General features: G+C 58.6%; 21 protein-coding genes. 7 read left to right on the plus strand and 14 right to left on the minus strand.

Annotated features, from left to right (window positions below; genetic code table 11):
* Positions 1-45 precede the first annotated feature (45 nt).
* The 5 genes from IB252_RS09585 to IB252_RS09605 all read right to left on the minus strand — a co-directional run bounded on the left by IB252_RS09585 (position 46) and on the right by IB252_RS09605 (position 4915).
* Positions 46-1086 carry a DNA topoisomerase IB gene (locus tag IB252_RS09585; protein WP_192408325.1) on the minus strand — a complete coding sequence of 347 codons (1041 nt, stop codon included), beginning with the start codon at positions 1084-1086 and terminating at the stop codon, positions 46-48.
* A gap of 75 nt (positions 1087-1161) precedes the next feature.
* Complete coding sequence (gene modC, locus IB252_RS09590) at positions 1162-2241, minus strand: molybdenum ABC transporter ATP-binding protein (RefSeq protein WP_192408326.1); 1080 nt, start codon at positions 2239-2241, stop codon at positions 1162-1164.
* A 3-nt stretch (positions 2242-2244) separates the two neighbouring features.
* Entirely contained in the window at positions 2245-2925 is a 681-nt protein-coding gene (gene modB, locus IB252_RS09595) for a molybdate ABC transporter permease subunit (protein ID WP_192408327.1), read from the minus strand.
* Complete coding sequence (gene modA, locus IB252_RS09600; RefSeq protein ID WP_225607357.1) at positions 2926-3693, minus strand: molybdate ABC transporter substrate-binding protein; 768 nt, start codon at positions 3691-3693, stop codon at positions 2926-2928. It abuts the gene before it with no gap.
* Between the two features lie 157 nt (positions 3694-3850).
* Positions 3851-4915, minus strand: coding sequence for an NAD(P)H-dependent flavin oxidoreductase (locus IB252_RS09605; protein WP_192408328.1), 1065 nt, complete (start codon positions 4913-4915; stop codon positions 3851-3853).
* A 189-nt stretch (positions 4916-5104) separates the two neighbouring features.
* On the opposite strand from IB252_RS09605, the gene IB252_RS09610 reads away from it, so the two are divergent.
* Positions 5105-6088, plus strand: coding sequence for an MDR family oxidoreductase (locus tag IB252_RS09610; protein WP_111450124.1), 984 nt, complete (start codon positions 5105-5107; stop codon positions 6086-6088).
* Positions 6089-6140: 52 nt separating this feature from the next.
* Positions 6141-6629, plus strand: a complete 489-nt coding sequence (locus IB252_RS09615; RefSeq protein ID WP_111450123.1) for a GyrI-like domain-containing protein — start codon at positions 6141-6143, stop codon at positions 6627-6629.
* Here the strand turns inward: IB252_RS09615 and ada are convergent.
* The 6 genes from ada to IB252_RS09645 form a co-directional block, all read right to left on the minus strand.
* Complete coding sequence (gene ada / locus IB252_RS09620; RefSeq protein WP_192408329.1) at positions 6593-7666, minus strand: bifunctional DNA-binding transcriptional regulator/O6-methylguanine-DNA methyltransferase Ada; 1074 nt, start codon at positions 7664-7666, stop codon at positions 6593-6595. The two genes, IB252_RS09615 and ada, sit on opposite strands and share 37 nt — an antisense overlap.
* A gap of 85 nt (positions 7667-7751) precedes the next feature.
* On the minus strand, positions 7752-8417 hold the full coding sequence (alkB, locus tag IB252_RS09625; protein WP_192408330.1) for a DNA oxidative demethylase AlkB: 666 nt from the start codon (positions 8415-8417) through the stop codon (positions 7752-7754).
* Between the two features lie 4 nt (positions 8418-8421).
* The gene (locus tag IB252_RS09630) at positions 8422-9126 is read right to left on the minus strand and encodes a 2OG-Fe(II) oxygenase (RefSeq protein WP_192408331.1); all 705 of its coding nucleotides are present in this window, start codon (positions 9124-9126) and stop codon (positions 8422-8424) included.
* Positions 9123-9629 carry a methylated-DNA--[protein]-cysteine S-methyltransferase gene (locus tag IB252_RS09635; RefSeq protein WP_192408332.1) on the minus strand — a complete coding sequence of 169 codons (507 nt, stop codon included), beginning with the start codon at positions 9627-9629 and terminating at the stop codon, positions 9123-9125. Before IB252_RS09635 ends, IB252_RS09630 begins: the two co-directional genes overlap by 4 nt.
* 130 nt (positions 9630-9759) lie before the next feature.
* Positions 9760-9936 carry a hypothetical protein gene (locus tag IB252_RS09640; protein ID WP_160171629.1) on the minus strand — a complete coding sequence of 59 codons (177 nt, stop codon included), beginning with the start codon at positions 9934-9936 and terminating at the stop codon, positions 9760-9762.
* Between the two features lie 29 nt (positions 9937-9965).
* Complete coding sequence (locus IB252_RS09645) at positions 9966-10268, minus strand: DUF1883 domain-containing protein (RefSeq protein WP_024164534.1); 303 nt, start codon at positions 10266-10268, stop codon at positions 9966-9968.
* 212 nt (positions 10269-10480) lie between these two features.
* On the opposite strand from IB252_RS09645, the gene IB252_RS09650 reads away from it, so the two are divergent.
* Both IB252_RS09650 and IB252_RS09655 read left to right on the plus strand, forming a co-directional pair.
* Positions 10481-10837, plus strand: a complete 357-nt coding sequence (locus IB252_RS09650) for a hypothetical protein (RefSeq protein ID WP_111450118.1) — start codon at positions 10481-10483, stop codon at positions 10835-10837.
* A 71-nt stretch (positions 10838-10908) separates the two neighbouring features.
* A complete protein-coding gene (locus IB252_RS09655) occupies positions 10909-11139 on the plus strand; it encodes a hypothetical protein (RefSeq protein WP_111450117.1) in 231 nt (76 codons plus the stop codon).
* Positions 11140-11150: 11 nt separating this feature from the next.
* On the opposite strand, the gene IB252_RS09660 is transcribed toward IB252_RS09655, so the two are convergent.
* Together IB252_RS09660 and IB252_RS09665 are read right to left on the minus strand one after the other, a co-directional pair.
* Positions 11151-11432, minus strand: coding sequence for a hypothetical protein (locus IB252_RS09660; protein WP_111450245.1), 282 nt, complete (start codon positions 11430-11432; stop codon positions 11151-11153).
* Positions 11433-11571: 139 nt separating this feature from the next.
* Positions 11572-11760 (minus strand): hypothetical protein, encoded by a 189-nt coding sequence (locus tag IB252_RS09665; RefSeq protein WP_111450116.1) that lies wholly within the window; start codon positions 11758-11760, stop codon positions 11572-11574.
* A gap of 259 nt (positions 11761-12019) precedes the next feature.
* Between IB252_RS09665 and galU the strand changes: the two genes are divergently transcribed.
* Positions 12020-12859 carry a UTP--glucose-1-phosphate uridylyltransferase GalU gene (galU, locus tag IB252_RS09670; protein ID WP_074876936.1) on the plus strand — a complete coding sequence of 280 codons (840 nt, stop codon included), beginning with the start codon at positions 12020-12022 and terminating at the stop codon, positions 12857-12859.
* Between the two features lie 129 nt (positions 12860-12988).
* Positions 12989-14347 carry a glutathione-disulfide reductase gene (gene gorA, locus IB252_RS09675; RefSeq protein WP_111450115.1) on the plus strand — a complete coding sequence of 453 codons (1359 nt, stop codon included), beginning with the start codon at positions 12989-12991 and terminating at the stop codon, positions 14345-14347.
* Here the strand turns inward: gorA and IB252_RS09680 are convergent.
* Positions 14344-15363, minus strand: a complete 1020-nt coding sequence (locus IB252_RS09680) for a DNA-binding protein (protein WP_192408333.1) — start codon at positions 15361-15363, stop codon at positions 14344-14346. The two genes, gorA and IB252_RS09680, sit on opposite strands and share 4 nt — an antisense overlap.
* A gap of 178 nt (positions 15364-15541) precedes the next feature.
* Here IB252_RS09680 and IB252_RS09685 point away from each other — a divergent pair, with 178 nt between their 5' ends.
* Positions 15542-16486 (plus strand): site-specific integrase, encoded by a 945-nt coding sequence (locus IB252_RS09685; protein ID WP_111450113.1) that lies wholly within the window; start codon positions 15542-15544, stop codon positions 16484-16486.
* Positions 16487-16501 lie beyond the last annotated feature (15 nt).

The following is a 16501-nucleotide window of genomic DNA, read 5'->3' on the forward strand; positions in this document are numbered from 1 at the left end:
CAACAACTATAGAAGCCATTTGCGATCGTGCAAAAAATAGGCAGGTCAGTTCGTCGCTTCAACGGTTGCGATCATCTTCTCCAAAAACACCGTCAGCCCGACTTCCTCCGCCCTGAGCCCTTTGCGTGCTCGAGGCTTGGGCAGTTCAGCCAACGTACCCAAAAGAAAACCATCGAGCACCGCCGGGTGGATGTAGCACTTGCGGCAGACGGCCGGGGTGTTGCCCAGTTGTTTGGCGACGTTCTTGACCATCTCCACCACATGCCGCTTTGCATCCGACTCGGGCTCCCACTGCAGTTCCCGTAACACCGCCAACGCCAACGCGCTGCCGGCCCAGGTTCGGTAGTCCTTGGCGGTGAAGTCGGCACCGGTGAGGGTTTGCAGGTAGGCGTTGACGTCGGAGGAGCTGACGGTGTGTCGCTCACCGTTTTCATCCAGGTACTGAAACAGGTTTTGCCCGGGAATCTCCAGGCAACGTTTGATGATCCGCGCCAGGCGTCGGTCTTTCACGGTGATCTGGTGCTCGACGCCGCTTTTGCCACGGAACTGGAACTGGATCGCGGTGCCGTTGACCTCGACGTGACGGTTGCGCAGGGTGGTCAGGCCGTAGGAGCGGTTGTCCCGAGCGTACTGGGAGTTGCCGACCCGGATCAGCGTCGCATCAAGCAAGGTGATGACCGTGGCCATGACCTTGTCGCGACTGAAACCGGGAGCCGCCAACAGCGTTTCAAGCTGTTGGCGCAGTTTCGGCAGGGCCAGGCCGAAGTCCCGCAAACGTGAGTACTTATCGGCATCACGCACCTCTCGCCAGCGCGGGTGATAACGGTATTGCTTTCGACCTCTGGCATCACGACCGGTGGCTTGCAGATGGCCGCACGGGTCGGCGCAGATCCACACATCGGTGTAGGCCGGCGGTACGGCCAGGGCATTGATGCGTTTGATCTCGTCTTGATCGGTGATGCGCTGACCCGTAGGGTCGTAGTAGCAGAACTTGCCGCGCAGTTTCTTGCGGGTGATGCCGGGTTGGGTGTCATCGACGTAATGCAGGTCGGATGGCAGCACATCGGGCAGCGCGGTATCGGGCATGGCAGTAGTCCTTGGCGGTGGATCAGGGGCCGTTACAGCCATTGACCGCACGCTGTTGCAGTGGTGCCAGCGGATTTACGCCAGCACCGCCACCGCCTTGATCTGCGCCCAGAGTTGCTGGCCGGGGTGCACGCCCAATTGGTCCCGGGAGTAGCGGGTGATCCGCGCCAGCAGCGGCGTGCCGCCAGCGTCCAGACGGATCAGCACGTGGGCGGCGTTGTCCGCGCCCATTTCACTGATCACGGTGACCGGAAGGCGATTGAGGATGCTGCTTTGCTCGACACTTTGCAGGCTCAGGCTGACATCCCGTGCCTGAACCTTGCAGCGCAGCGCCTGACCCGGGGTCATCGGTGAGTGAGCCACGCGAATGTTCAGGGTCGTGTTCGGCAGTTGCAGGGTCAGTAACTGATAGTCGGCATCATAAGCACTGACGTGCCCCTCGATCACCACGCCGGCATCGTCGCCCAGCGCCAGGGGCAGGTCGAGACGGGCCAGCGTTTCGCCAATAGCGCCGCTGGCCAGCGCCTTGCCATTGCTGAGCAGAACGAGGTGATCGGCCAACCGCGCAACTTCATCCTGTGAGTGGCTGACGTACAGCACCGGGATGTCCAGCTCATCATGCAGTCGTTGCAGGTAAGGCAGGATTTCGTTTTTGCGCTGACTATCCAATGCCGCCAGCGGCTCGTCCATCAGCAATAGTTTCGGGCTGGTGAGCAAGGCGCGGGCGATGCCGACTCGCTGCCGTTCACCGCCGGAAAGGTGCTGCGGATGGCGATCCAGCAAATGGCCGATCCCGAGCAGTTCGGTCGCTTGAGCCATGTCGACCCGTCGCTGTGGGCGAGGAATGCGCTTGAGGCCGAACTCCAGATTGGCCAGCACCGACAGATGGGGAAACAGGCTGGCTTCCTGGAAGACGTAACCCAGCGCACGTTTGTGTGGCGGCACGAAAATCTTCTTGTCGCTGTCCTGCCAGATTTCATCGTTGACTTGAATGAAACCCTGCTCGGCCTTCTCCAGGCCAGCAATGCAGCGCAGGCAGGTGGTCTTGCCCGAACCGGAATGGCCGTAAAGCGCAGTGACGCCGCGGCCGGGCAATTGCAGATCCACCTCCAGGGCGAACCCTGAATACTTCAGTTTCAGACGCGTATGAATCATCGATCAGCTCCAGCCCGCTTTGGTTTTACGGCTGGAGTAAAGCGCCAGCAACACAATAAAGGAGAACACCAGCATCGCCCCGGCCAGCCAATGGGCTTGGGCGTATTCCATGGCTTCGACGTGATCGTAGATCTGCACCGAGACCACGCGGGTTTTATCGGGAATGTTGCCGCCGATCATCAGCACCACGCCGAATTCACCCACGGTGTGGGCGAAACCGAGAATAGCCGCAGTGATGAACCCGGGGCGGGCCAGCGGCAGGATCACGCTGAAAAACGTGTCCCAGGGAGTGGCGCGCAAGGTCGCGGCCACCTCCAATGGGCGAATGCCGATGGCGGAAAAAGCATTTTGCAGTGGCTGGACCACGAACGGCATCGAGTAGAGCACCGAGCCAATCACCAGCCCTGCAAAACTGAAGGTGAGGGTGCCGAGGCCGAGTGATTGGGTGAAGTGGCCGACAAACCCGTTAGGGCCAAGCGCCAGCAACAGATAAAAGCCAATCACCGTTGGCGGCAGTACCAGGGGCAGGGCGACGATCGCCCCGACCGGGCCGCGCAACCACGAGCGGGTGCGCGACAGCCATAACGCAATCGGAGTGCCGATGACCAGCAGGATGACTGTCGTCAGCGACGCCAGTTTCAGGGTCAGCCAGATGGCGGAAAAGTCAGCACTCGATAGCGTCATTTAGAGTTGGTAACCGTAGGATTTGATGACAGCGGCGGCTTTCGGACCTTTGAGGTAGTCAACCAGCGCCTTGGCAGCCGGGTTGTCCTTGCCCTTGTTGAGGATCACCGCGTCTTGTTTGATCGGGTCGTGCATGTTGGCCGGAACGATCCAGGCCGAGCCGCCGGTGACTTTGCCGTCTTTGTAGATCTGCGACAAGGCCACAAAACCAAGTTCGGCGTTGCCGGTGGAGACGAATTGGTAGGCCTGGGTGATGTTCTGGCCTTCAACGATCTTGGTTTTGACCTTGTCGGTCAGGCCCAGCTTCGCCAGCACCTGAGTGGCGGCCAGACCATAAGGCGCGGCTTTCGGGTTGGCGATGGACAGGTGCTGATACTGGTTGTCGCTCAACACTTTGCCCTTGGCATCGACGTAACCTTCCTTGGCCGACCACAGCGCCAGGGTGCCGATGGCGTAGGTGAAACGCGAGCCTTTGACGGTGTCGCCTTCGGTTTCGAGTTTTTGCGGGGTGGTGTCATCCGCCGAGAGGAGCACTTCGAACGGTGCGCCGTTCTTGATCTGGGTGTAGAACTGGCCGGTTGCACCATAAGCTGCGACCAGTTTATGCCCGGTGTCTTTTTCGAAATCGGCGGCGATCGCCTGAATCGGTGCAGTGAAGTTGGCGGAGACGGCAACCTGGACTTCGTCCGCCTGGGCGGACCCGAAAGCGAACACTGCGATCAGGGTTGCCAGGCAGGTGGGGGCAAAACGTGAGGCACGAATGGTCATGAAACGGCTCCGTTGTAGGCCTGTGCAGCGAGGGGGGAGTAAACGCTATATAGCGGAATATATAGCGAAATGCCTGCAAACGGAACGTACTGAATGCGCGTTATTGAGGCCACGCTGAACCTGTAGCAGCCTTCGGCCGCTGCTACACGGGCGTGTCTTAGTGACCCACCAACTTGGCCAATCCTTCCTCAGCCAACTTCCGGGTCAGTTCAGCCGTGGTCATTTCAACGCCCAGGGTGAATGCCTGACCTGCCCAGAGATTGCTGAAATCCGCTTCTCCCTTGGCCCGCAATGGCATCAGCGCACCACCCGCCAGCGGGAAGGCCGGTGCTTTGGCGCTCATCGGTCCGAGTTCGCGCATTACCCGATTGAGAATGCCGCGCGCCGGGCGTCCGGTGAAAATGTTAGTGACGGCGGTTTCACTTTCCTTGGCCGTGCGCAACGCCTTGTGGTGAGACGCACTGACCTTGGCCTCTGGCGTGAACAAATACGCCGTGCCCACTTGCACCGCCGAAGCCCCCAACAGGAACGCTGCCGCGACGCCTCGTGCATCGGCAATCCCGCCGGCAGCAATCACCGGTACTTTCACCGCATCAACGATCTGCGGCACCAGCGCAAAGATCCCCACTTGGCTGCTCAGATCATCACTGAGAAACATGCCCCGATGGCCGCCGGCTTCGTACCCCATGGCAATGATTGCGTCACAACCGTGCTGTTCGAGCCAAATGGCCTCATCAACCGTGGTGGCCGAGGAGAGCACTTTCGCCCCAGTGGCTTTCACGCGGTCCAGCAGGGACTTTTCCGGCAGGCCGAAGTGGAAACTCACGACTTCGGGGCGAAATTCTTCGATCACTTCGCAGGCCGCGTTATCGAACGGTGCTCGATTGGACACCGGCGTCGGCGCGTCGAAGTCCACGCCAAGTTCCCGGTAGTAGGGCTCCAGCAGATTCTTCCAGTCTCGAGCGCGTTGCTCATCGGCGGCGGGCGGCTGATGGCAGAAGTAGTTGACGTTGATCGGGCGCTGAGTGTGTTGGCGAATCGTTTTCAGCTCCTCGCGTAACTGATCGATGCTCAACATGGCGGCGGGCATCGAGCCCAGGCCGCCGGCGTTACTGGCTGCGATAACCATGGCCGAAGTGGTCGCGCCGGCCATGGGGGCCTGGATGATCGGCAGCTCAATGCCGAGCAGGTCAAGAATGCGAGTGTCTGGCCATTTGCTCATTTGAAGGGTTCTCCGACGTCATAACAGGGCAGGGACGGTAGGACCGATTTTGTAACAGCTATGCCTGACATAAGGCCAGTCGAGTTTTTGTTCCGTGTGTCACTCTTGGCTTAAAGTCGAGTACGGTGAAATGTTGCTATATGTTATTTCAACGGCACGACAACTGAGTGATTCCATCTGGAGGCAGCAATGTTCCAAGGCATTTTGATCGATAAAGACGACAGCGGTTACCGGGCCACACTGCAAGAGATCAATGACGATCAACTGCCCGAGGGCGATGTGACTGTGCGTGTGGCGTACAGCACGCTGAACTTCAAGGATGGCCTGGCGATCACCGGCAGCAGCCCGGTGGTGCGAAAATTCCCGATGGTGCCAGGGATCGATCTGGCAGGCACTGTCGAATCCAGCGAGCATCCAGACTACAAGGTCGGTGATCAGGTCGTACTCAATGGCTGGGGTGTTGGTGAAGGGCATTGGGGCGGACTGGCGCAGAAGGCTCGCTTGAATGGCGACTGGTTGATTCCGCTACCCAAAGAGTTCACTGCGGCGCAAGCGATGGCCATCGGCACGGCGGGTTACACGGCGATGCTGAGCATCCTGGCGCTGGAACATAATGGCGTGACGCCGGAGCAAGGCGAAGTGTTGGTCACCGGCGCCAATGGCGGTGTAGGCAGTTTCGCCATCGCACTGCTAAGCAAGCTCGGCTATCGGGTGGTCGCATCCACCGGCCGAACCTCTGAGCACGATTACCTCAAGCAACTGGGCGCCAGCGAAATCATCGACCGCGCCACGCTGTCCGAGCCGGGCAAGCCCTTGGCCAAGGAGCGCTGGGCGGCAGTCATCGACTCGGTTGGCAGTCACACCCTGGCCAACGCCTGTGCCAGCACCAAGGCCAACGGCACTGTCGCCGCGTGTGGCCTGGCGCAAGGCATGGACTTCCCGGCTTCAGTCGCACCGTTCATTTTGCGTGGCGTGACCCTGGCCGGGATCAACAGCGTGACTCAACCCAAAGCCAAGCGGATACTGGCGTGGAATCGTCTGGCCAAGGATCTCGACTTCGCCTTGCTGCCGTTGATCAGTCACGAAATCGGTTTGAGTGAAACGATCGAGGCCGCACCGCGTTTGCTCGCTGGTCAGTTGCGTGGTCGGGTGGTGGTCGACGTCAATCGTTGACTGTTGCACCATAATTCAAACAGACAAATGACAGAGACAAGGACTATTGACCATGGATGTAAAGCAGCGTGAAGTACGGCCCTTTAGCGTCTCGGGCCTGCAAGTGCGCACTTGCAATGCCGCAGAGCAGCAACCAGGCACTGCGCGCATCGGTCCGATGTGGGAACAATTCTTCGTTGAGGGGATTTTCGACAAGATCCCCCACAAACAGCCGGATTCCTTCATGTACGGCGTCTACTCCAACTACGAGTCCGATGCTTCAGGCCACTTCGATGTGACGGCGGGTGTGGCAGTCACCGCGCCCTCGGAGGGCTTTGCGCAGGTTCAGGTGGAGGGGGGCGATTACCTGGTGTTCAGCGCCAAAGGAGCGATGCCGGACTGCGTCATTCAGGCGTGGGGCCTGATCTGGGCTTACTTTAAGGACAACCCGCAGGTTTGCCGCTCGTTCGCAACGGACTTCGAGGTCTATACCAGCGCGGATTCAGTGTCGGTCTATATCGGCATTCAGGACTCAGACGGGTTTTCGCGCTCAAGCAACTGACGCTTGCGCTCCACACCCCAGCGATAGCCCGACAGGTTGCCGTCGCTGCGCACCACGCGGTGGCACGGAATCGCCACCGCCAGGTTGTTCGCGCCGCAGGCTTGAGCCACGGCGCGCATCGCTTTTGGCGCGCCGATTCGCTGAGCGATATCGGCGTAGCTGGCGGTGCAGCCGACGGGAATCTCCCTCAGGGCTTGCCAGACCCGTTCCTGAAAAGCGGTGCCGCGAACGTCCAGCGGCAAGTCCAGGCCAAGGGCCGGCGCTTCGATAAAACCAACCACCTTGGCGATCAGTTGCTCGAACGCTTGGTCGGCGCCAATCAGATTGGCGCGCCGAAACTTGTCCTGCAGATCGCAGACCAGTTGGTGCGGGTCATCGCCCAGCAGGATCGCACAAACACCACGCTCACTCTGCGCCACCAGAATCGCTCCCAGGGAACACTGGCCGACGGCAAAACGAATGTCGTTGTTCTGACCGGCCGCACGGTAATCACCGGGTTTCATGCCCAATAGCTGATCGGCGGATTCATAGAAACGGCTGTTGGAGTTGAAGCCGGCGTCATACAGCGCGTCGGTCACCGAGTCTCCGTCCGCGAGGCGCTCACGGACCCTGCGTGAACGGTGGGCCGCAGCGTAACCCTTGGGCGTCAGACCGGTCACCGCTTTGAACACCCGATGGAAGTGAAAACTGCTGAGGCCCGCTGCAACAGCCAGTTCGCTCAGGACAGGCGGATTCTCAGCGGTTTCGATCTGGCGGCAAGCGGCCGCCACGGTCGCGGCGTGTTGCGCGGCGATGTCGCTTTGATCCTTCGCGGCTCGTTTGCTGGGGCGATAACCCGCCGCCTGGGCCTGCTCGGCCGTGTCGAAGAACTCGACGTTCTGCGGTTTCGGCAAACGCGCCAGGCTGCTGGGGCGGCAGTAAATGCCAGTGGTTTTCACCGCGTATACAAACTGTCCGTCTGCCCGGGGATCACGCGCGACGACGGCGGCCCAGCGAGGATCGTTCTCGATGGCAATCTTTGTCGGATGGCTTGTCATGGCTTCATGTCCTGACCTGTTTCATGCAGATTAACCAGCCGACGGGGTCGCTGCACCCCGGGTCTTGCGGTCGAATTCGAAGGCTTTATCCGGCGGTACGAAAGGTGAAGTTGATCCGTTGTTCGCCCAGTCGCGGGTGTTGGCCGTCCTTGATCGGCAAGACCCCGTGATAACGCAAGCGATCCACGCCACCCCAGACCACGATGTCGCCATGGAGCAGCGGTACTCGTTGGCTTTTATCGCTGCGTTCGAAGCCGCCGAACAGGAACATCGCCGGCAATCCCAGAGACACTGAAACAATGGGCGCTGCGTAGGAAACTTCGTTTTTGTCCTGGTGCAACGACATCTTGGCCCCGGGAACATAGCGGTTGATCAGGCAGGAATCAGGCGTGAAATCCGCAAACCCCGCTTCCCGGGCCGCCGCTTGTGCCAGGTCGAGAAACACCTCGGGCATTTTCGGCCAGGGTTTTCCGGTCAGTGGATCATCGCGGGTATAGCGATAACCGCTGCGGTCGGTGGTCCAGCCCAGCACGCCGCAACTGCTCAAGGCGACCGACATGGTAAAACCTCCGGGCGTGATCATCTGCCGAAACGGTGCCGCCGCCAGAACCGTGTCCAGTGCGGGCAGCAACTGATCCAGCCAGGGCAGGGCAAAGCCTCTGAGGACGCAGGATTGTTCGCCGATATGATCGAGCCTGGGTTGCTGCTCGGGTTCCGCGTCGGCAAACAAGTCGAAGGTGAGCGGGTTCATGGGGTCATAGCGCGTCGTGAAAGATGATTCCAAGGGTATGCCGTTTTCCACTGTGCAGGCGACTCACGCCGTGGCGCAGGGTGACTCGGTAATAGCCACGAACGCCTTTGACCGGTCGTTGGTTGACGGCAAAGATCAGCCCGTCGCCTTTCTTCAGGCCAATGACCTGAGGGCGCGACTGCATCCGCGGGCGCTGTTCCGTCAGCACGAACTCGCCGCCGGTGAAGTCGTCGTCCGGCTCTGACAGCAGAATCGCCACTTGCAGCGGGAAGACGTGTTCGCCGTACAGGTCCTGATGCAAGCAGTTGTAGTCCTGCGGTCCATATTGCAGCAACAACGGCGTCGGGCGTTCCTGACCGGCGGCATGACAGCGGTCGAGAAATTCCTCATGGGTTTGCGGGAAACGAGTTGGCAGGTTCATGTGCTCGTACCAGCGATTGGCAATGGGCACCAATCGAGGATAGAGCGCACTGCGCAAACGGGAGACGATATCCGGCAACGGGTATTTGAAGTATTTGTACTCGCCACGGCCAAAGCCGTGACGAGCCATGATCACTTGCGAGCGAAACGGTTCGGGACTGGCGTACAGAGCGCTGATTTCATCGCACGTCTCGTCGCTTAAAAGCGACCGGATGATCGCGCAGCCATCCTGATCGAGTTGCTGTGCCAGCGCTTCCCAGTCCAGTTCATCGAGAGAACGCTCGCTCATCGCTGCGCCTCACGATCCAGCAGTTGCCGTTTGCGCTCCAGCCCCCAACGGTAGCCGCCAAGGCTGCCATCCTGACGCAGTACTCGATGGCACGGCACGATCACCGCCAGCGGGTTGGCTCCGCAGGCATTGGCCACCGCCCGAAAAGCCGTGGGTTGACCCAGTTGTCGCGCGATGTCCAGATAGCTGGCGGTTTCACCCATGGGTATTTGCCGCAGGGCATCCCAGACTCGCCGTTGAAACACGCTGCCTGTCAGATCCAGCGGCAAATCCAGAGTGGTGCGCGGGTCTTCGAGGTGGCGCAGGGTTTGCTCCAGCGCAGGCATCAAGCTTTCATCGCGCTGCGGTGCTTGTTGGCCGGGGAAGCGTTGCGAAAGATCGCGTTCCAGCATTGCCAGATCATCACCGATCAGCAGTGCACACAAACCCTCGGCGCTGAACGCCAGCAGCAAGACGCCAAGGCTGGAAGTGCCGCTGATGAAGCGAATCGAGGAAGTAGACATGTTCTGACTCCTTAACCAAAGGTTGAGGTGGCCAGTCTAGGGAGCGTGGACTTCGTTGACACTCCGGCGCTTGCGGTTGAATTCCAGAGACAGGAGCAGACGTCCATCCATGTTGTCGCTCCGGATCCCGTTACAGCGCTTTGCTGACGCTGATGTCGCTGATGACGTCTTCGCTCGAACCGTGAAGAGCATCCAATGCGGCCTTGGCTTCTTCTTCGGTGCCTTTTTCAAGCTGGGCAAATTCGAAGCGACGCTCACCATTGAGTTTGTATTTGATGACGTACTTGGTCGTTTGGGCCACGGTCATACCTGCTTGTCTTGGTGTTTGGGTGTCACTCAGCTCAGTTTCGTGCTGGAGCGGCGGATGATCTTGATGGTGTGAGTCAGGGTCGGTTTGCGAGTCACGCTGATCGGCCGGCGGTTGACCGTGTCGATGGTGATGTTCCAGAAACCGGTGCTCGGTGCAGTAATCCGGGCCGGGAAGGTGTCGAATGCACCACCGTGATAAGTATGGCGGCCGCCATTTTTGAAACTGCGGAAATTGGCGTCGTTCATCAAGCGGATATTGCATGTTTGGGAGCATTGAATGACGACGATGTCGTCTTCGTTGAGGTGCTCGCGCTGGTGGATAAATTTCATGAGGCGCCTCCAGAAGGGCTTTTTCTACAAAATCAAAACGATAGCATGTGCGATTGGCGCAGTTTATCAGCCCGAACGGGTTATTATCCGGTCGTCGTGGTCTGCTTTGACAATTAAAAACAGTTATTCGGAATTCTATGAGCGATAAATGCAGCATGCCTCGGAGAAAAACAGTATTTGTACTGTCGGAGTGTCTTTATCGGAGGTGTTGTATGAAGTGGGGTGTGCTGTTCCTGCCTATGGCAATAGCGATGAGTGGTTGTGCGAGTGTCTCGGAGATCAATGAGTCGCTACCGACCATGAACGTAATTTCAGGCAAGAAGCCTCATGAGTACGCGCAATGCCTGACCGAAAAACTGGCCGGCAGCCGGGGAGCCCTGCAAGTCGAGCCGCACAAGGATGGTATGCGAGTCATCGTGCCGCAGAAGTTCTCGTCGGGGCCGGCCGCGGTATTTGATATCGAAGACCGCTCCACTGGCAGCAGCATCAAATTGCATGAGCGTATCTCCAATGTACCGTTGCGCCCCATGGATGTACGCAATGCCGCTACGGCGTGCATTTCCGGCTGATAGACTGTCGCCCGTCAGCACGATGCCGCCAAAGCAGCGCTTTGGCGGCATCGTCATTTCTGGAGTCGAGCATGAAGCGAGAGCAGGTACAGCAGCGCCATGCAGAGGGTCACATCTCTGCCACCCACGTGATTCAGAATCCGGCGAATCCGGGCGAATGGATCGTGTTTTTCAAGAAAAGCGCCGGGCGCAGTTATTTTCTGGTGGATGAAAACGATGAAGTCGAATCCTTCAGTAGCCTCGATGAATTGATCGAGACGGTGCGCGGTCTCGGGATCAAGTTCGCCGAAATTCACATGTAGGGCAGGGCGCCTTACTTGCAGACCACCACGACGCTGCGGTTCTTGTAGTTGCCGACGTCGACGCCCAGCGTCTTGTCGCTTTCCTTGGTCGAAGGTGTTCCGTCGGTACCGACGATCCGATAGCCGGTGCCGGCGCAAGAGGCATCGGCTTTTTCGTAGCAGGTCGCCCAGGAATTGGCTTCCCCGGAGCAGTCGATGGCCAGGCCTTGCTCGCCGTTGTTCAGGTAGGTCGTTTCGGAAGTGGCGCAGCCGCTCAGGGCCAGTGCCGCAATCAGTGGCAAGAATTTAATCATGTCGTTGTCGTCGTCAGGATGAAGGGGCTGAGCCTGTGACAGCGCTGGCATCAAAAGGTTATAGCGAATGGCCACTTAGTTGCAGGCAATCACAAAAAAGCCCTGCGCAAGGCAGGGCTTGGGCCGAGTCCGGTACTTCTCAGGACTTGTCCTTGCCGCGACGCTTCGGGGCTGGGTGTTCGAGCTCCAGAACGGATGCCACTTCAATCGCCAACGCTTCGGTAGGGAAAGGCCCGGCGATATTTTCGCCGCCTGCACTGTCTACCCACCACTGGCCGTCTTTCGCCTGATTGATCAGGAACCCGTTGACACTTTTTGCTTCCGACATCTATCTGCCTCGTTGGCTGGTTCAATCGCGCAATGATAGCGCCAAATGCACTCAACGGGTGCTGAAGGTGTAGGATTCGCGGCCGTGCAGATCTGATGGTCTGTGCTATCTATAAAGGCTGCGGAGTTATCTCGGGAACTATCCGCGAGAATATTTCTCTATGATGGCATCGGTTAGCCAGCGCGGGGGCATTGTAAGGTGCACGCCGCCTGATTAGACTGCGCCGAAACTCGTACACACAGCCCTATCAAGGACTTATATGATCAAGAAATGCTTGTTCCCAGCAGCCGGTTACGGTACTCGCTTCCTGCCAGCGACTAAAGCCATGCCCAAAGAAATGCTGCCGGTGGTAAACAAGCCACTGATCCAGTACGGCGTCGAAGAAGCACTGGACGCTGGGTTGACCGAAATCTCCATCGTCACCGGTCGCGGTAAACGCGCTCTGGAAGACCACTTCGACATCAGCTACGAGCTGGAAAACCAGATCAAAGGCACCGACAAGGAAAAATACCTGGTCGGCATCCGCAAACTGTTGGACGAGTGCTCGTTCTCCTACACCCGTCAGACCGAAATGAAAGGCCTGGGCCACGCGATCCTGACTGGCCGCCCGCTGATCGGTGACGAACCGTTCGCGGTAGTACTGGCGGACGACTTGTGCGTCAACCTCGAAGGCGACGGCGTCCTGACCCAGATGGTCAAGCTGTACGAGCAGTATCGCTGCACCATCGTTGCGATCCAGGAAGTGGATCCAATGGAAACCAACAAGTACGGCGTGATCGCTGGCGAGCTGATCGCTGATGATTTGTACCGCGTTCGCAACATGGTCGAAAAACCAGCCCCGGAAGACGCACCGTCGAACCTGGCAATCATCGGTCGTTACATCCTGACGCCGGATATTTTCGAGCTGATCAAACAAACCGAGCCAGGCAAAGGCGGCGAGATTCAAATCACCGACGCCCTGATGAAGCAGGCGAAAAACGGTTGCGTGATTGCCTACAAGTTCAAGGGCAAGCGTTTTGACTGCGGTGGCGCTGAAGGCTACATCGAGGCCACCAACTTCTGCTTCGAGAACTTCTACAAGACTGGCAAGGCTTACTGATAGCCTCTGACCCACTTGTATCGAAAGCCACCTTCGGGTGGCTTTTTCATTTTCCGTCCCCATATCGTTTGCAGCGCTTGCCCAACGGATGTCTGCGGGTATGCTTGTGGACTGCCGAGGAGATTGAAAATGGCCTACGATTTTGACCTTTATGTGATTGGCGCCGGTTCCGGCGGTGTGCGGGCTGCGCGTTTTGCTGCCGGTTTTGGCGCGAAAGTGGCTGTGGCCGAGAGCCGCTATCTTGGCGGCACCTGTGTGAACGTCGGCTGTGTGCCGAAGAAACTGCTGGTCTACGGCGCACACTTCGCCGAAGACTTCGAGCAGTCTTCGGGTTTTGGCTGGACGCCGGGCGAAGCGAAGTTCGATTGGGCGACGCTGATCGCCAACAAGGATCGCGAGATCAATAGACTGAACGGCATCTATCGCAACCTGCTGGTTAACAGCGGCGTGACCTTGCACGAAGGCCACGCCAAAATCGTTGATCCGCACCAGGTCGAGATCAATGGCGAGCGCTACACCGCCAAAAACATCCTGATTGCTACCGGTGGCTGGCCGCAGATTCCGGAGATTCCGGGGCATGAGCATGCAATCAGTTCCAACCAGGCGTTCTTCCTCAAAGAGCTGCCCAAGCGCGTTCTGGTCGTAGGCGGTGGTTACATCGCCGTCGAATTCGCCGGGATCTTCCACGGTCTGGGCGCCGACACCACGTTGCTGTATCGCGGTGAGCTGTTCCTGCGCGGCTTCGACGGTGCGGTGCGCAAACACTTGCAGGAAGAGCTGACCAAGCGTGGCATGGACCTGCAGTTCAACGCCGACATCGAGCGTATCGACAAGCAGTCCGATGGCAGCCTGAAGGTGACCCTCAAGGACGGTCGTGAGCTGGAAGCGGATTGTGTGTTCTACGCCACCGGTCGACGTCCGATGCTCGACAATCTTGGGCTGGAAAACACCGGGGTCAAACTCGACAAGAAAGGTTTCGTCGAAGTCGACGAGCAGTATCAGACGGCTGAACCGTCGATCCTGGCGCTTGGCGATGTCATTGGTCGGGTTCAGCTGACGCCGGTCGCTCTGGCCGAAGGCATGGCCGTGGCGCGACGTTTGTTCAAGCCTGAGCAATATCGCCCGGTGGATTACAAGATGATCCCGACCGCGGTGTTCAGCTTGCCGAACATCGGCACGGTCGGTTTCACCGAGGAAGAGGCGCGGGAGGCCGGTCACGATGTGGTGATCTTCGAAAGCCGCTTCCGTCCAATGAAACTGACCCTGACCGAATGTCAGGAGCGCACCCTGATGAAACTGGTGGTGGACGCCAAGACCGACAAGGTTCTGGGCTGTCACATGGTCGGTCCGGAGGCTGGGGAAATTGTTCAGGGCTTGGCGATCGCCTTGAAGGCGGGTGCCACCAAGCGCGACTTCGATGAAACCATCGGCGTGCACCCCACTGCCGCCGAAGAATTCGTCACCATGCGCACGCCGGTCGCGGGTTAATCGTCCTTTTTGGGCTCTGATGCGTCTGGTGCTGTCGCAATGACAGCGGCCAGGCGCACGCTCTCATCGAGACTCGCCTGAGTCTTGAGTAACTCAATTTCCAGCGCTTTGTTTATCTGCGACTGCTCATCGACGCTCTGTTTCAGCGACTGGCTTTCCAGCAGGGCAGCGCGCAAGCGTTCCTGGAGGAGGGTGCGTTCGTTGTCGATACGGTTGACCTGTTCCAGTAACTGATCCTGTCGAGCGTTGGTTTGCTTGAGTTGATCCTGCAGCAGGTTTAATTCTCTCAATGTGCCACGGTTCTCCGTCAGCAAACGCTCGTTGTCGCGGTGCAATTGCGTGATCTCATCCTGACGCATCAATGCGCTTTGCTGGGCCTGGCGCAACTCCATTTGAATCTGCTGCACCTGGCTTTCGTGGCGACGTTGCTCCTGCTCGCGCTGTTCTTTGACAGCGTTGCGATAATGTTCCAGGGCATCGCGAGCGTGTAGGTGCTTTTCTTCCAGTGAGCGGATCTGCTCATCCTTGTCTTGCAAACGTAATTCGAAATCCGCCAGCGCCTGGTTCAGTCCGGCGTTGCGGGTTTGCTCGGTCTGCAGCATGGCGCCGGTTTCTTGCAGGGCCTCGGACTCTTGAGTCAGTGCCAGGCTTTGAATTTCGTACTGCTGCTGCAATTGCATGTTGGCTTGTTGGGCTTCATGCAGTTGCGTATCCAGCGCTTTCTTTTGTTTATCGAACTGCTCGCGGGCCTGATCGATAGGCTCCTGAGCCTGGTCCTTGAGTCTTTGTGCCAGCCGCGCGACCAGTCCCGCCAGTTCGTCATCAATCGGTTCTGGCGGCACTTCGGTGCGCTCGGTGCCGTTATCCAGCTCCTTCAAATAGCGATGAATTGTGGTTTTCGAGCCCGTGTTGCCCATCTCGATCCGTACCGCATCGATGCTTGGGTTTTCACCGCGCGCCAGAATTGCCAGGCGCGCCGCTTGCACCACCGCTTTGTTTACACCGCCACGAGCCATGAGTTCTCCTACGATTTCGTACTGTGGTACATGCCACCTAAGTACATAATGTACCACGCATCATAAAAACTTAAAATACGACAAGTATTCAGGCGGGATATACTGGTATTACCCCGTGTGATGAGCCCTGTGGCGCGTTTTCACCCGCCAAAGCGGTACGTTTTAGAGAGTTGAGCCCATGACTGAGCTGGATCGTTACCTGCAAGCCGCCACCCGCGACAACACCCGTCGCAGCTACCGGGCGGCTATCGAGCATTTCGAAGTCAGTTGGGGCGGTTTCCTGCCGGCGACCAGCGACAGCGTGGCGCGTTACCTCGTCGCTCATGCGGGGGTGCTGTCGATCAATACCTTGAAATTGCGTTTGTCAGCGCTGGCGCAATGGCACAACAGTCAGGGTTTTCCTGATCCCACCAAGGCGCCGGTGGTGCGCAAGGTCTTCAAGGGCATTCGCGCGCTACACCCGGCTCAAGAAAAACAGGCCGAGCCGTTACAGCTTCAACATCTGGAGCAAGTAGTTGCCTGGCTGGAGCAAGAAGCGCACACCGCAAAATCCGAACACGATCAACCGGCTCTGTTGCGGGCCAGGCGCGACAGGGCGCTGATCCTGTTGGGCTTCTGGCGCGGTTTTCGTAGCGATGAGTTGTGCCGGTTACAGATCGAGCACGTGCAAGCGGCTGCCGGCTCAGGCATCACGCTGTATTTGCCGCGAACCAAGAGCGACCGCGAAAACCTCGGCAAGACTTACCAGACGCCAGCGTTGCAGCGCCTGTGCCCGGTGCAGGCGTACATCGACTGGATCAGCGAAGCCGCATTGGTTCGCGGGCCGGTATTCCGGGGCATCGACCGTTGGGGCCACCTGAGTGAGGAGGGGCTGCACGCCAACAGCGTGATCCCGTTACTGCGCCAGGCGCTGGAGCGCGCCGGCATCCCGGCCGAGCACTACACCAGTCACTCCTTGCGGCGCGGCTTTGCCACGTGGGCGCATCAGAGCGGGTGGGACTTGAAGTCGTTGATGAGTTACGTGGGCTGGAAGGATATGAAGTCCGCCATGCGCTATGTTGAAGCCAGCCCGTTTCTCGGGATGACACCGCTCGCGGAAAAAACCATTGGCGCTGCCAAGTAAGGTTTCTTCTATTAA

This window comes from Pseudomonas sp. PDM10 (assembly GCF_014852295.1).
In the GTDB taxonomy this organism is placed as follows: domain Bacteria; phylum Pseudomonadota; class Gammaproteobacteria; order Pseudomonadales; family Pseudomonadaceae; genus Aquipseudomonas.